Here is a 13,605-nt window from a genome sequence, read left to right on the forward strand (position 1 = left end):
CCACCCTCAGTGGAGACGCTTCGCGTCGCTGTCATGCTTTGTCCTCCTCGTGGAACGCCGCCACCGCGGCCTGGTACGTGTCCTCGTCGCCCGACAGGAACCGCGCGACGAACGCCCGCCACGCCTTTGGGTCGCGGGCCGCCTTGGCGTAGGCGCGCTGGAAGGACTCGTCGCGGTCGTGGTCAGGCGCGCAGGATGTGAAGTGCGCGCCGTTCGGGGTCTCCACGACGCCGTTCACGAACGCGCGCTTGACCAGGAGCGTCTGCGGCCCGGCCTCCTTGAGCAGGTCCGCGCTGTCCACGACCCGCTCGCAGGAGACGTACGCGGCGTCGGCGGCCTCGCAGAACAGGTCGTCGAAGTACGGGTCAGGGCCCAGATACTGGCCGTTGCCCTGCGCGTCCGCGCGGTTGAGGTGGACCAGCGCGGCGTCGAGCCGCAGCGCGGGCGCGGCGACCAGCTCCTCGCCGTCCTCGTACGGTGAAGTCACCGTGCGCAGAGAGGGGTTGACCTTCAGGACGTCGGAGCCGAGGCCCGCGCGGATCGGCATGAACGGCAGCCGGTGCGCGGCCGCCGTCAGGCCCCACATGAACATGGCCTCGTCCAGCTCCACGAGCTCGAACTCCGCGCGCTGCCGGGCCGCCCCGAAGTGCGGTTCGAGCGGCACGGAGTCGAGCGTCGCGAAGGCCGCGACGACCTTGCGGAGCTTGCCCGCCGCCGCGAGCAGCCCGAGGTCGGGGCCGCCGTAGGAGACCACGGTCAGATCGGTGAGGTCCGAGCGCAGCAGCGCCCGCACCAGCGCCATCGGCTTGCGCCGCGAGCCCCAGCCGCCGATGCCGATGGTCATGCCGCTGCGCAGCCGCCCGACCACCTCCTCGGCGGTCATCGTCTTGTCCCTGCTCATGACTGGTTCTCCTCTCCGGAGCCGGAGGTGCTTGAGCCGCCTGCCGAGGGGGCGCCGCCGAAGGTGTCGCGCACCCGGTCGGCGACCCCGCTGAGGTTGGCCTCGAAGGTGAAGCCCTGCTCGAAGCGGTAGCTGCGGCGTACGTCCACGGGGTCGATGCCGTTGATGGCGGCCTTGGCGAGGCGGATCAGGTAGCCGTCCTTCGCGGCGATCTCCCGCGCCAACTCCAGTGCGGAGTCCAGGACGTGGGCGCGCGGCACGACCTTCCACACCGAGCCGTGCCGGTGCAGCTCGTCCGCGGTGGCGGTGCGCGAGGTGTAGTACAGCGCCCGCATCAGATGCTGCGGGACGAGGCGGGCCAGATGCGTGGCGGCGCCGAGCGCGCCCCGGTCCAGCTCCGGCAGGCCGAACGTGGCGTCCTCGCTTGCCACGATCGCGTCCGCGTTGCCGACGAGCCCGATCCCGCCGCCCAGGCAGAAGCCGTGCACCGCGGCGACGACGGGCACCTCGCAGTCGTAGACCGCCGCGAACGCCTCGTAGCAGCCGCGGTTGGCGCCGATCAGCGCCTCGTGCCCGTCCGTCCGCTGGACCTCCTTGATGTCGACGCCCGCGTTGAACCCCCGCCCCGCGGCGGTGAGCACCACGCAGCGCACCTTCGGGTCGGCCCCCGCGGCACGCACGGCCGCCGCCAGGTCGTACCAGCCTTGTACGGGAAGGGCGTTGACAGGCGGGAAGTCCACGGTGACCAGCGCGATGCCCTCTTCCGGGGCGGAGGTGGAGACACCCATGAGCAGATCAGCTACCTTTCCACCAAACGTTTGTTAGGCGGAAGATAGCAGCGGTTGGCCCGCTGCGGGAGGTGTCTCTTGGCAGCGATCATCGATCTGTCCGGAACGGTCGCCGTCGTCACCGGCGGCACCCGAGGGGTCGGCGCGGGCATCACCCGCGCCCTTCTCGAAGCGGGCGCCGACGTCGTGACCTGCGCCCGGCGCCCTCCGGAGCGGCCGGTCGAGGCGGCCGGACGCACGGCGGCCTTCCACCCGCTCGACCTCCGCGACGCGGACGCGGTCACCGCCTTCTTCACCCGGGTCCGCGACCGGCACGGGCGCCTCGACACCCTGGTCAACAACGCCGGGGGAGCGCCCTTCCGGATGCTCGGCGAGGGCGGCGCCGCACGGCACGCCAGAGTCGTCGAGCTGAACCTGCTCGCCCCGCTCACCGCCTCGCTCGCCGCGTACGAGGTGATGCGCCACCAGGCCGGCGGCGGCTCGGTGGTGATGGTCGGCAGCGTCAGCGGCACCCGGCCCTCGCCGGGCACGGCGGCGTACGGGGCGGCCAAGGCGGGCCTGGAGAACCTCGCCGCCTCCATGGCCGTGGAGTGGGCGCCCGAGGTGCGGGTCAACACCGTCGTGCTCGGCCCCGTCCGCACCGAGCTGTCCCACCTGCACTACGGGGACGAGGACGGCATCGCCGCCGTCGGCCGCACCGTCCCGCTCGGCCGGCTCGCCGAACCCGCCGACGTGGGCGACGCCTGCGTCTTCCTCGCCTCGGAGCGGGCCGCGTACATCAGCGGGGCGAGCCTGCACGTGCACGGCGGCGGGGAGCGGCCCGCGTTCCTCGACGCGGCCAGCGTCAACAAGTGACCGTAGCCGGACGGGAGTCGACCCCGGCCGGCCTGCACTCACCAGGAGACCCAGCATGACCACGAGCACACGCATCTGCGCCGGCCGCGTCGCCGTCGTCACCGGAGCCGGCCGCGGCCTGGGCCGCGCGCACGCCCTCGCCCTCGCCGCCGAGGGCGCCAGGGTCGTCGTGAACGACATCGGCGCCGCACTCGACGGCAGCGGCAAGGCGGCGGGCCCGGCGGCGGAGGTCGTCGCGGAGATCCGGGCGGCGGGCGGCGATGCGGTCGCCCACGCCGGTGACATCGCCACGTCCGACGGCGCGGCCGCACTGATCGCCACGGCCCTGGACACGTACGGCCGCCTCGACACCCTGGTCAACAACGCGGGCTTCCTGCGCGACCGGATGCTCGTCAACCTCGACGAGGACGACTGGGACGCGGTGCTGCGCGTCCACCTCAAGGGCCACTTCCTGCCCCTCAAGCACGCCGCCGCGCACTGGCGGGCCGAGGCCAAGGCGGGCCGTACGCCCGAGGCGCGGGTCGTCAACACCAGTTCCGGGGCGGGCCTGTCGGGCAGCGTCGGACAGGGCAACTACTCCGCGGCCAAGGCGGGCATCCTCGGGCTGACGCTGGTCGCGGCGGCGGAGATGGGCCGGTACGGGGTGCAGGTCAACGCGATCGCCCCGGCGGCGCGGACCCGGATGACGGAGCAGACCTTCGCGGAGACGATGGCGGCGCCTCAGGACGGGGCGGCGTTTGACGCGATGGCCCCGGAGAACGTCTCGCCGCTCGTGGTGTGGCTGAGCGCTGCCGCCTCCGCGGGGGTCACGGGGCGGGTCTTCGAGGCGGAGGCGGGCCGGATCACGGTCATGGAGGGCTGGCACCCGGGCCCCACGGCGGACAAGGGCGCCCGCTGGACCCCTGCGGAGGCGGGCGAAACGGCCCTGAAACTCCTGGCATCCGCCCGCGCCCCGGAGGGGGTGTACGGCGCGAGCTAGACGCCCCGAAAGGGGCGCGGGGAACTGCCCGAACAACCACGACGCGCGCGCGCCCGGCAACGCAGGATCCCGCACCGAGTGCAGCCCCGAAAGGGGCGCGGGGAACTGCGCGACGGCAACCCCCACCCACCCGCACCCCGCAACGGACCAGCCCCCGGCCCCGGAAGTCGGCAACCGCCACGACCGGGGCCGAGCCATACCCCCGCACCCCCCGGAGGGACCCCTTTCCCGGTGAGCGGGAATTCGGCCTCCACCTCGGGCCGACCCCCTGCCTAACCTCCCCTGCACCCGACCCACCGCAGAGGATGCGTATGCTCACCGACCACCAGAGGCAGCACGCGGCGGAGATCCTGCGCTCCGCCGAGCGGCGTCGCGCACCGGTCGCCCCGCTGACCGAGACCTTCCCCGAGATCGACACCGAGGACGCCTACGAGATCCAGCTGATCAACATCCGGCACCGCCTCGCGGCCGGGGCGGCGGTGCGCGGGCACAAGGTCGGCCTGTCCTCGCCGGTCATGCAGCAGATGATGGGCGTGGACGAGCCGGACTACGGCCACCTCCTCGCCGACATGGAGCTGAGCCAGGACCGCCCCGTCCCGACAGCCGCGTACTGCCAACCCCGCGTGGAGGTCGAGGTCGGCTTCGTACTCGGCGACGACCTGCCGGGCGAGCACTGCACCGAGGCGGACGTGCTCGCCGCCACCGAACGCGTCGTCCCCGCACTGGAGTTGATCGACAGCCGCATCCGGGACTGGCGGATCAGCATCGCCGACACCGTCGCGGACAACGCCTCCTCCGCCGGATACGTCACCGGCGAGGGCCGCGACCCCCGCGACCTCGACCTCAAGGCGGTCGAGGCCCGCCTCACCAGCGGCCGCGACCTGCTCGCGGAGGGCCGCGCCGACGCCGTGCTCGGTGACCCGGCCACCTCCGTCGCCTGGCTCGCCCGCACCGTGGCCCGCTTCGGCGTGCCCCTGAAGAAGGGGCACGTGGTGCTGCCCGGCTCGTGCACCCGGGCCGTCGACGTGGCGGCCGGACAGACGTACACCGCCGACTTCACCGGGCTCGGCCCGGTCTCCCTCTCGTTCACCTGAGGTGATGCATGCCCCCCTCCAGCACCCCCACGAAGCCCAAGGCGACCGCCGCCATCGTCGGCTCCGGCAACATCGGCACCGACCTGCTCTACAAGCTGCAGCGCTCCGAACTCGTCGAACCCCGCTGGATGATCGGCGTCGACCCGGACAGCGAAGGCCTCGCCCGCGCCCGCACCGCCGGCCTCGAAGTCAGCCCCGAGGGTGTCGACTGGCTGCTCGCCCAGGACGACCTGCCCGACCTCGTCTTCGAGGCGACCTCCGCGTACGTGCACCGCGCCAACGCCCCGCGCTACGCCGAACTCGGCATCAAGGCCATCGACTTGACGCCCGCAGCCGTCGGCCCGGCCGTCGTCCCGCCCGCCAACCTGCGCGCGCACCTCGACGCCCCCAACGTCAACATGATCACCTGCGGCGGCCAGGCCACCATCCCCATGGTCTACGCGGTCTCCCGCATCGTGCCCGTGGCGTACGCGGAGATCGTGGCGTCGGTCGCGTCCGTGTCGGCCGGGCCCGGAACGCGCGCCAACATCGACGAGTTCACCCGCACCACCTCGCGCGGCATCGAGACCATCGGCGGAGCCGGGCGCGGCAAGGCGATCATCATCCTCAACCCCGCCGAGCCTGCGGTCATCATGCGCGACACCGTCTTCTGCGCCATCCCCGAGGACGCCGACCGCGAGGCGATCACGCAGTCCGTGAAGGAGATCGCCGAACAGGTCGCCACGTACGTACCCGGCTACCGGCTGCGCAGCGAACCGCAGTTCGACGCCCCCCGGCCCGAGAACGGCGGCATGGCCCGCGTCGCGCTCTTCCTGGAGGTCGAGGGCGCGGGCGACTACCTGCCGCCGTACGCCGGAAACCTGGACATCATGACGGCCGCCGCCACCAAGGTCGGCGAGGAGTTCGCGAAGGGCATGCACCCATGACGATCACTTCCCGCTACTCGGACACCCTCGACATCCGCATCACCGACTCCTCGCTGCGCGACGGCTCGCACGCCAAGCGGCACCAGTTCACCGGCGAGGACGTACGCAACGTCGTCGCCGCCCTCGACGACGCAGGCGTCCCCGTGATCGAGGTGACGCACGGCGACGGGCTCGGCGGCTCCTCCTTCAACTACGGCTTCTCGAAGACCCCCGAGCAGGAGCTCATCAGGATCGCCGTGGACACCGCACGGCAGGCGAAGATCGCCTTCCTGATGCTGCCGGGGCTCGGCGTGAAGGACGACATCCGGGCCGCGCACGCCAACGGCGCGAGCGTCTGCCGGATCGCCACCCACTGCACCGAGGCCGACGTCGCCGTCCAGCACTTCGGCCTGGCACGGGAGATGGGCCTGGAGACCGTCGGCTTCCTGATGATGGCCCACTCCACCACCCCCGAGAAGCTGGCCGCGCAGGGCCGCATCATGGCCGACGCGGGCTGCCAGTGCGTGTACGTGGTCGATTCGGCCGGCGCCATGGTCATGGACGACGTGACCGATCGAGCGGCCGCCCTCAAGGCCGAGTTGGGCGACGACGCGCAGATCGGCTTCCACGGGCACGAGAACCTCGCCCTCGGCACCGGCAACTCCATCGCCGCCGTCAAGGCGGGCGCCCTGCAGATCGACGGCTCCACCCGCCGCCTCGGAGCGGGCGCCGGGAACACCGCCGTCGAGGCGCTGGTCGCGGTCTGCGCCAAGATGGGCATCCGCACCGGCATCGACGTACTGAAGATCATCGACGCGGCCGAGGACGTGGTCCGGCCGGTGATGGACGAGGAGTGCCGGCTCGACCGCATGGCCCTCCTGATGGGGCATGCCGGGGTCTACTCCAGCTTCCTCAAGCACGCCTACCGGCAGGCCGAGCGCTACGGCGTCCCGGGCGCCGAGATCCTCCTCGCGGCGGGCGAGCGGCGCCTCGTCGGCGGCCAGGAGGACCAGCTCATCGACATCGCCGTCGAACTCGCCGCACGGAACTGAGCACTGAGCACTGAGCACTGAGCACACAGCACCGAGCACCCAGCACCGAGCACTGAGCCGAAACCGGAGGACGAGATGACTGCTCTCAACGAAGAGGTCCGGGTCATCGACGCGGGCAGGCCGCCGACGCGCTTCGCCCGCGGCTGGCACTGTCTCGGCCTTGCGAGAAGCTTCAAGGACGGACAGCCGCACGAGATCGAAGCGTTCGGCACCAGACTCGTGGTCTTCCAGGGCCAGGACGACGGCGAGCTGCACGTCCTGAACGCCTACTGCCCCCACATGGGCGGCAACCTCGCCCACGGCAGCGTCAAGGGCGACGCGGTGGCCTGCCCGTTCCACGACTGGCGCTGGTCGGGCAACGGCCGCTGCACCGGCATCCCGTACGCCCGCCGCGTACCCCCGCGCGCCCGCACCCGCAGCTGGCTCACCCTGGAACGCAACAAGCAGCTGTTCGTCTGGCACGACCCCGAGGGCAAGCCGCCGCCGGACACGGTCACCATCCCCGAGATCCCCGGCGTCCACGGCCCAAAGGCGGGGGAGTGGAGCGACTGGACCTGGAAGACGCTCCGCGTCGAGGGCTCCAACTGCCGTGAGATCGTCGACAACATCGTCGACATGGCGCACTTCTTCTACGTGCACTACTCGTTCCCCGAGTACTTCAAGAACGTCTTCGAGGGGCACATCGCCACCCAGTACATGGAGTCCAGCCCGCGCGGCGACATGGACCTGGGCACGCTCAGCGCGGGCGGCCTGCGCTCGGACGCCTCGTACTACGGGCCCTCGTACATGATCGACTACCTCTACAGCGACATCGGCGGCGGCACCGAGATGGAGATCGTCCTGATCAACTGCCACTACCCGATCGACGAGAACAGCTTCCTGCTCCAGTACGGCGCGATCGTCAGGCAGCTGCCCGGCATGACGCGGGAGCAGGCCGAGGAGGCCGCCGCGCAGACCGCGGAGGGCGCGGCCGCGGGCTTCGAGCAGGACGTGGAGATCTGGAAGAACAAGACCCGCATCGACAACCCCCTCCTCACCGAGGAGGACGGCCCGGTCTACCAACTCCGGCGCTGGTACGAGCAGTTCTACGTCGACACCGCCGACGTGAAGGACGAGATGACGCGGCGCTTCGAGTTCGAGATCGACACCGAGCGGGCCAACCAGGCCTGGCGAGCCGAGGTCGCCGCGAACCTCGCCCAGCGCGAGGCCCAGCGCGAGGCCCAGCGGGCGGCGGCGCCGGGGACCGGGGCCTGACATGCGGCCCGTGGAGTGCCTGACCTGCGGAAACCAGGTCCTGTGCGAGAAGTTCAGCCCGGCCCACACCTCCGTGCAGTGGACCGCGGACGCGGCCGTGGCCTGCGCCGAGTTCCGGGCCCGGGTCGCCGAGGGCGCGCACAGCGCCCGCATCCGGACCTGCCGGGAACTGCGGAACAGCATCGAACAGGCCGTGGCGGAAGGGGAGTTGGAGGTCGCGGATGTCTGAGCCCGCGAGTGCCGCTCAGCCTGCCGCCGATGTGCCCTCGCCCCGGCTGCGGGTCCGTGTCGCCGAGGTCGTCGCCGAGACCGCGGACACGCACTCCCTGGTCCTCGAACCGGCCCCGGAGGACACCGGCCGCTTCGCCTACCGGCCGGGCCAGTTCCTCACCCTGCGGCTGCCCGGCGCGGACGGCCGGCCCGCGGCCCGCTGCTACTCGCTGTCCAGTTCGCCGCACACCGGCGAGCCGATGAAGGTCACCGTGAAGCGCGTCCCGGGCGGCCGGTGCTCCAACTGGGTGTGCGACCGGGTCGGTCCGGGCGACGAGATCGAGGTGCTGGCCCCGGCCGGCACCTTCACCCCGGACACGCTCGACGACGACCTGCTGCTCGTCGCGGGCGGCAGCGGCATCACCCCGGTCCTGTCGATCGCCAAGTCCGCCCTCGCGCGGGGCCACGGCCGGGTGACGCTCCTGTACGCCAACCGCGACGACGCCTCCGTCGTCTTCCGCGACGAACTGTGGGGCCTCACCGAGCAGTACCCGGACCGGCTCGTGATGATCCACTGGCTGGAGACGCTGCTCGGCCTGCCCGACCTGGCCCGGCTGTCCGCCGCCCTCGCGCCGTACGCCGGGCGGGACGCCTTCCTCTGCGGACCCGCGCCGCTGATGGACGCGGCGGAACAGGCGCTGCGGGCGGCAGGCACCCCGGCCGCCCGCGTCCACCGGGAACGGTTCTTCTCGCTGAGCGGCGACGTCTTCGACACCCCGGCACCGGCCGCCGTCGTCGCCGACCCGGCCGCCGCGGTCCGTACCGCGCACGTCGCACTCGACGACGAGACCCACACCGTCGACTGGCCGTCCGGGCAGCCACTCCTCGACGCCCTGCTCGCCGCCGGCGTCGACGCCCCGTACTCGTGCCGCGAGGGCGCCTGCGCGGCCTGCGCCTGCCGGGTGGTGGGCGGCGAGGTGAAGCTGCTGCGCAACGAGGTCCTGGACGAGGAGGACCTCGCCGACGGCTACGTCCTGGCCTGCCAGGCGCTGCCGCTCACCGACCGGGTGGAGGTCACGTACTCCTGAGGCCCCGACCGCACGGCGAAGGGGGTGGACCCGCGCGGTCCACCCCCTTCCTCAGGCCCGCGCCCCGCTCACTGGCTGGTGTACCCGCCGTCCACCACGAACTCCGCCCCCGTCGAGTAACTCGCCTCGTCCGACAGGAGATACAGCACCATGTTCGCCACCTCGGCGGGCTGCGCCTCGCGCCGGATCGGCTGCTGCCGCGCCTTCTCGTGCGAGCGCTCCGAGTCGGCCGTCATCGGCGTGGCCACGATGCCGGGGTGCACCGAGTTGACGCGGATGTTGTACGGGGCGAACTCCTGCGCCGCCGCCTTCGTCATGCCGCGCACCGCCCACTTGGACGCCGTGTAGCTGAGGATGTGGGAGAAGGCGACGATCCCGCAGACCGACGAGATGTTGACGACGGAGCCGCCGCCCGCGGCCCGCATCGAGGGCAGCACCGCCTTCATGCCGAGGAAGACGCCGATCTCGTTGACGTCGATCACCCGCCGGTAGTCGGCCTCCGTCAGGTCCTCGATGGCGCAGCGGTGCACGAGGCCGGCGTTGTTCACCAGCCCGGTGACGGAGCCGAACGCCCCCTCCGTACGGGCTACGGCCGCCTTCCACGCCGCCTCGGACGACACGTCCAACTCCACGAACAGCGCCTGCTCCGGACCGAGTTCGGCCGCAAGCGCCTCGCCCTCCGGTACGAGGACATCGCCGATCACCACCTTCGCGCCCTCCGCGACGAGCCGCCGCACATGCGCCTCGCCCAGGCCGCGCGCGCCGCCCGTCACGACGACCACCTTGCCGTCCGTCCTGCCGCTCATCCGGGGACCTCCATGAGCCGATGGATGCCAGTCGCCGCGATGCTCGCAGCGGGGCCGGGCCGGTGGCTCGCGGTGCTTCCCACTCACCGGGAAAGCGCACTGCCGCGTACGCGCCCGCGCGGGCAGGCTCGACGGGAGCGCCCCGCGCCGCCGGGGCCGCCCCGCCCTGTTCGACCGACGACAACTTTCACCGACGACAACTTTCACCGACGACAACTTCACCGACGACAACTTCGACCGACCACAGCCAGGAGGACCCCCGATGTCCGTCGATCTGACCGGAAAGGTCGCCCTCGTCACCGGCGCCGCCCGTGGCATGGGCGCGGCCGAGGCCCGCCTGTTCGCCGCCTGCGGGGCGAAGGTGGTCCTCACCGACGTCCTGGCGGCCGAGGGCCGCGAGACGGCCGCCTCGATCGGTCCGGCAGCCCGGTTCGTACGCCACGACGTCACCGACGAGAAGGACTGGGCGCGGGCCGTCGCCACCGCCGTCGACGGCTTCGGCGGTCTCGACGTCCTCGTCAACAACGCCGCGATCTACAGCACTTCCCCCCTCGTCGACGAGGACCCGGCCCGCTTCGAGGCACTGCTGCGCGTCGACCTGTTCGGCCCGTTCCTCGGCATCCGCGCCGCCGCCGCTGCCCTGCGCGCGAGCGGCAGCGGCTCCGTCGTGAACATCTCCTCGCAGGCCGGCCTGCAGGGCATCTGGGGGCACGGCGCGTACGGGGCCGCCAAGTGGGGGCTGCGCGGCCTCACGAAGACCGCGGCACTCGAACTCGGCCCCGACGGCATCCGCGTCAACTCCGTCCACCCGGGCGCCGTCGACACGGCCATGACCGCCCACCTGGGCACCAAGGACCACCCGGCCGCGCCCCTCGGCCGCGTCGCCGACCCCGAGGAGGTCGCCCGCGTCGTCGCGTTCCTCGCGTCCGACGACGCGTCCTACCTCTCCGGTGCCGAACTCGCCGTCGACGGCGGCGCTTCGGCGGGCCGCATGCCGGTGTTCCCGCAGCGGGGGGCCGAGGCATGAGCGGGCCCGCCCCCGAGGTCCGGGCGGTCATCGACCTCGCCACCGCCAACTTTCCGCCGCTCGGCACGGAGATGACGGACATCGCCGAGGTGCGCGCGTTCTTCGCCGCCCGGCCCGGGCCCGCCGTCGCCCCGCTGCCCGTCGCCCACGTCACGGACACGGACGCCGACGGCGTGCCCGTACGCGTCTATGACCCCGGCATCGAGCAGGACGCACCGGTGGTGCTCTTCCTGCACGGCGGCGGATTCGTGCTCTGCGACCTCGACAGCCACGACGGCTTCTGCCGCGCCATGGCCGACGCCACGGAGGCCGTCGTCGTCTCCGTCGACTACCGCCGCGCGCCCGAGCACCCCTTCCCGGCGGCCCCCGAGGACGCGTACACGGCCCTGCTGTGGGCGGCGAAGACGTACCCGCGCAGGCGGATCGCGGTCGCGGGGGACAGCGCGGGCGCCAACCTCGCCGCCGTCCTCACCCTGCTCGCCCACGACCGGGGCGGACCGGAGATCGCCTTCCAGGCGCTGTACTACCCGATGCTCGACCCCACCCGCTCCGGCGCCTCGCACCGGGACAACGCACAGGGCTGGTTCCTCACCGCCGACCATGTGCGCTGGTACTGGCAGCAGTACCTGACGTCCGGCGAGGACGCGGCCGACCCGTACGCGGCACCGCTGCGCCGCACCGGCCTCTGCGGACTCCCCCCGGCTCACCTCGTCACCGCCGGACTCGACCCGCTGCGCGACGACGGCGAGCGCTATGCGGCCGCGCTCACCGCCGCCGGGGTGCCGGTCCGGCTCGGGCGGTACGACGGGATGTTCCACGGCTTCCTGACCATGGCACCGCACCTGCCGGAGGCCGCCGCCGCCCGCGCGAGCGCGTTCACCGCGCTGCGAACGGCGCTCGTCGGCCGCCGCGACGCCGCCACGTAGGATCAGCCCGGGATCAGCTCGAACCCCTTGTACCCGGACCCCGCCACATCGGCGATGATCTGCCCGTACGCCCCGAAGCCCCCCACGAACGGCATGAACACCCGCGGCTTTCCGGGGATGTTGGCGCCCAGGTACCACGAGTCCGCCGACATCATCAGTGTGGCCGCCGCCCGCTCGCGGCACTCCGCGACCCACTCCTCCACGGCCCGCGCGCCCGCCTCGATCGCCGCGTACCCGTGCGCGTCGAGGTGTGCGAGGCAGTCGGCGAGCCAGTCCACGTGCTGCTCGGCGCAGAGGATCACATTGGCGAGGACGGAGGGGCTGCCGGCGCCCGCGAGGCTGAACAGGTTCGGGAAGCCGTCGGTGCCGAGACCGAGGTACGTGCGCGGGCCGGCGCTCCAGTCGTCCTTGAGGAGCCGCCCGCCCCGGCCGCGGACCGCGATCCGGTCGAGGGAGCCGGTCATCGCGTCGAACCCGGTGGCGAGGACCAGCGCGTCCAGCTCGACGCGCTCCCCGTCCGCCAGGACCACGGCCTGCCCGTCGATCCGCTCGATGGCGTTCTCGCGCAGGCTGACGAGCCGTACGTGCGCACGGTTGTACGTCTCGTAGTAGCCGGAGTCCGTCACGATGCGCTTGGTGCCGATCGGATGGTCGGTGGGCACGAGCAGGTCGGCCACGGCCGGGTTGTCGATGCGGGCGCGGACCTTCTCCTCCCAGTACCCGCGGGCCGCCTCGTTGGCCGGCAGGTCGGTGAGCTGGTCGGGGAACGTCTTCGAGTACAGGACGCCGCCCAGCTCCCAGCGCTTCGCGAACGCCGCCCGCCGCTCCTGTTCGCCGACCTCCAGGGTGCGCCGCGGGTGCGTCATGAACGGGGAGCCGCCGCCGCTGAGCCGGGCCAGGCGGCGCCGCTCCGCGTACCCGGCCTTCAGCTCGCGCCGGGCCGCCTCGTCGAGCGGCCGGTTGCCCGCCGGGATGCTGTAGTTGGCCGAGCGCTGGAAGACCGTCAGCTGCGCGGCCTGGTCGGCGATCAGCGGCACGGACTGGATGCCGGACGAGCCGGTGCCGATCACCCCGACCCGCAGACCGGTGAAGTCCACGCCCTCGTGCGGCCATTCACCCGTGTGGTACGTGGCCCCGGCGAAGGTGTCGAGCCCCGGGACCGACGGCAGATGCGTGCTGGACAGGCATCCGACGGCGAACACGCAGAACCGCGCGGACAGCACCTCGCCGCCGACCCTGCCGTCCCCGCCGTCCGCGCCGCCCCCGCCTATCCCGCCGTCCGTGCGCACCGTCCAGCGCAGCGTCTCCTCGTCCAGCTCCGCCGACACCACCGAGGTGCCGAAGGTGAAGCTGCGCCGCAGGTCGAAGCGGTCGGCGACATGGCTCAGGTAGCGCATGATCTCCGGCTGTGTGGCGTACTTCTCGCTCCAGTCCCACTCCTGCTGCAACTCCTCGTCGAAGGAGTACGAGTAGTCCGCGGACTCCACGTCGCAGCGCGCCCCCGGATAGCGGTTCCAGTACCAGACGCCGCCCACGTCCGCGCCGCGCTCGAACCCCCGTACCCGGTAACCCATTTCACGCAGCTTGTGCACCGCGTACAGGCCGGTGACGCCCGCCCCGACCACCACGACATCCACGGCATCCGCGGCATCCACGGTGTTCACGGCATCCCCGGGCTCGGTGTTGTTGTCCCTCACGTCCCTCACGTTCGCAACGCTCC

At 72.5% G+C, this 13,605-nt stretch carries 14 protein-coding genes; 10 read left to right on the top strand and 4 right to left on the bottom strand.

Annotated elements, in window-relative coordinates; translation table 11 throughout:
- Positions 1-31 precede the first annotated feature (31 nt).
- Together QIS99_RS15170 and QIS99_RS15175 are read right to left on the bottom strand one after the other, a co-directional pair.
- Positions 32-901 carry a CoA transferase subunit A gene (locus tag QIS99_RS15170; RefSeq protein WP_282513851.1) on the bottom strand — a complete coding sequence of 290 codons (870 nt, stop codon included), beginning with the start codon at positions 899-901 and terminating at the stop codon, positions 32-34.
- Positions 898-1,689 carry an enoyl-CoA hydratase family protein gene (locus tag QIS99_RS15175; protein WP_282513852.1) on the bottom strand — a complete coding sequence of 264 codons (792 nt, stop codon included), beginning with the start codon at positions 1,687-1,689 and terminating at the stop codon, positions 898-900. The genes QIS99_RS15170 and QIS99_RS15175 overlap by 4 nt, the downstream gene beginning before the upstream one ends.
- 78 nt (positions 1,690-1,767) lie before the next feature.
- Between QIS99_RS15175 and QIS99_RS15180 the strand changes: the two genes are divergently transcribed.
- The 8 genes from QIS99_RS15180 to QIS99_RS15215 all read left to right on the top strand — a co-directional run bounded on the left by QIS99_RS15180 (position 1,768) and on the right by QIS99_RS15215 (position 9,126).
- Complete coding sequence (locus tag QIS99_RS15180) at positions 1,768-2,544, top strand: SDR family oxidoreductase (RefSeq protein WP_282513853.1); 777 nt, start codon at positions 1,768-1,770, stop codon at positions 2,542-2,544.
- A gap of 55 nt (positions 2,545-2,599) precedes the next feature.
- Positions 2,600-3,523, top strand: coding sequence for an SDR family oxidoreductase (locus QIS99_RS15185; RefSeq protein ID WP_282513854.1), 924 nt, complete (start codon positions 2,600-2,602; stop codon positions 3,521-3,523).
- Between the two features lie 311 nt (positions 3,524-3,834).
- Positions 3,835-4,617 (top strand): 2-keto-4-pentenoate hydratase, encoded by a 783-nt coding sequence (locus tag QIS99_RS15190; protein WP_282513855.1) that lies wholly within the window; start codon positions 3,835-3,837, stop codon positions 4,615-4,617.
- A gap of 8 nt (positions 4,618-4,625) precedes the next feature.
- Complete coding sequence (locus QIS99_RS15195; protein WP_282513856.1) at positions 4,626-5,543, top strand: acetaldehyde dehydrogenase (acetylating); 918 nt, start codon at positions 4,626-4,628, stop codon at positions 5,541-5,543.
- The gene (dmpG, locus tag QIS99_RS15200) at positions 5,540-6,574 is read left to right on the top strand and encodes a 4-hydroxy-2-oxovalerate aldolase (RefSeq protein ID WP_282513858.1); all 1,035 of its coding nucleotides are present in this window, start codon (positions 5,540-5,542) and stop codon (positions 6,572-6,574) included. The genes QIS99_RS15195 and dmpG overlap by 4 nt, the downstream gene beginning before the upstream one ends.
- 75 nt (positions 6,575-6,649) lie before the next feature.
- Positions 6,650-7,828, top strand: a complete 1,179-nt coding sequence (locus QIS99_RS15205; RefSeq protein ID WP_282513859.1) for a Rieske 2Fe-2S domain-containing protein — start codon at positions 6,650-6,652, stop codon at positions 7,826-7,828.
- Position 7,829: 1 nt separating this feature from the next.
- A complete protein-coding gene (locus QIS99_RS15210; protein ID WP_282513860.1) occupies positions 7,830-8,057 on the top strand; it encodes a hypothetical protein in 228 nt (75 codons plus the stop codon).
- The gene (locus tag QIS99_RS15215) at positions 8,050-9,126 is read left to right on the top strand and encodes a ferredoxin--NADP reductase (RefSeq protein ID WP_282513861.1); all 1,077 of its coding nucleotides are present in this window, start codon (positions 8,050-8,052) and stop codon (positions 9,124-9,126) included. The genes QIS99_RS15210 and QIS99_RS15215 overlap by 8 nt, the downstream gene beginning before the upstream one ends.
- 68 nt (positions 9,127-9,194) lie before the next feature.
- Here QIS99_RS15215 and QIS99_RS15220 read toward each other — a convergent pair whose 3' ends face one another.
- Entirely contained in the window at positions 9,195-9,932 is a 738-nt protein-coding gene (locus tag QIS99_RS15220) for a glucose 1-dehydrogenase (RefSeq protein ID WP_282513862.1), read from the bottom strand.
- Positions 9,933-10,194: 262 nt separating this feature from the next.
- On the opposite strand from QIS99_RS15220, the gene QIS99_RS15225 reads away from it, so the two are divergent.
- On the top strand, positions 10,195-10,959 hold the full coding sequence (locus QIS99_RS15225; RefSeq protein ID WP_282513864.1) for an SDR family NAD(P)-dependent oxidoreductase: 765 nt from the start codon (positions 10,195-10,197) through the stop codon (positions 10,957-10,959).
- Entirely contained in the window at positions 10,956-11,885 is a 930-nt protein-coding gene (locus QIS99_RS15230) for an alpha/beta hydrolase (protein ID WP_282513865.1), read from the top strand. Before QIS99_RS15225 ends, QIS99_RS15230 begins: the two co-directional genes overlap by 4 nt.
- A 2-nt stretch (positions 11,886-11,887) precedes the next feature.
- Here the strand turns inward: QIS99_RS15230 and QIS99_RS15235 are convergent, their stop codons facing one another.
- Complete coding sequence (locus QIS99_RS15235) at positions 11,888-13,591, bottom strand: flavin-containing monooxygenase (protein WP_282513866.1); 1,704 nt, start codon at positions 13,589-13,591, stop codon at positions 11,888-11,890.
- Positions 13,592-13,605 lie beyond the last annotated feature (14 nt).

The organism is Streptomyces solicavernae (assembly GCF_029968095.1).
In the GTDB taxonomy this organism is placed as follows: Bacteria; Actinomycetota; Actinomycetes; order Streptomycetales; family Streptomycetaceae; genus Streptomyces; species Streptomyces solicavernae.

Excerpts from the sequence above, each read along its gene's own strand:
- QIS99_RS15220 (WP_282513862.1), bottom strand. The coding sequence starts at position 9,932 with ATGAGCGGCAGGACGGACGGCAAGGTGGTCGTCGTGACGGGCGGCGCG.
- QIS99_RS15190 (WP_282513855.1), top strand. The coding sequence starts at position 3,835 with ATGCTCACCGACCACCAGAGGCAGCACGCGGCGGAGATCCTGCGCTCC.
- QIS99_RS15195 (WP_282513856.1), top strand. The coding sequence starts at position 4,626 with ATGCCCCCCTCCAGCACCCCCACGAAGCCCAAGGCGACCGCCGCCATC.
- QIS99_RS15225 (WP_282513864.1), top strand. The coding sequence starts at position 10,195 with ATGTCCGTCGATCTGACCGGAAAGGTCGCCCTCGTCACCGGCGCCGCC.
- QIS99_RS15215 (WP_282513861.1), top strand. The coding sequence starts at position 8,050 with ATGTCTGAGCCCGCGAGTGCCGCTCAGCCTGCCGCCGATGTGCCCTCG.
- QIS99_RS15205 (WP_282513859.1), top strand. The coding sequence starts at position 6,650 with ATGACTGCTCTCAACGAAGAGGTCCGGGTCATCGACGCGGGCAGGCCG.
- QIS99_RS15230 (WP_282513865.1), top strand. The coding sequence starts at position 10,956 with ATGAGCGGGCCCGCCCCCGAGGTCCGGGCGGTCATCGACCTCGCCACC.
- QIS99_RS15175 (WP_282513852.1), bottom strand. The coding sequence starts at position 1,689 with ATGGGTGTCTCCACCTCCGCCCCGGAAGAGGGCATCGCGCTGGTCACC.
- dmpG (WP_282513858.1), top strand. The coding sequence starts at position 5,540 with ATGACGATCACTTCCCGCTACTCGGACACCCTCGACATCCGCATCACC.
- QIS99_RS15170 (WP_282513851.1), bottom strand. The coding sequence starts at position 901 with ATGAGCAGGGACAAGACGATGACCGCCGAGGAGGTGGTCGGGCGGCTG.
- QIS99_RS15210 (WP_282513860.1), top strand. The coding sequence starts at position 7,830 with ATGCGGCCCGTGGAGTGCCTGACCTGCGGAAACCAGGTCCTGTGCGAG.
- QIS99_RS15185 (WP_282513854.1), top strand. The coding sequence starts at position 2,600 with ATGACCACGAGCACACGCATCTGCGCCGGCCGCGTCGCCGTCGTCACC.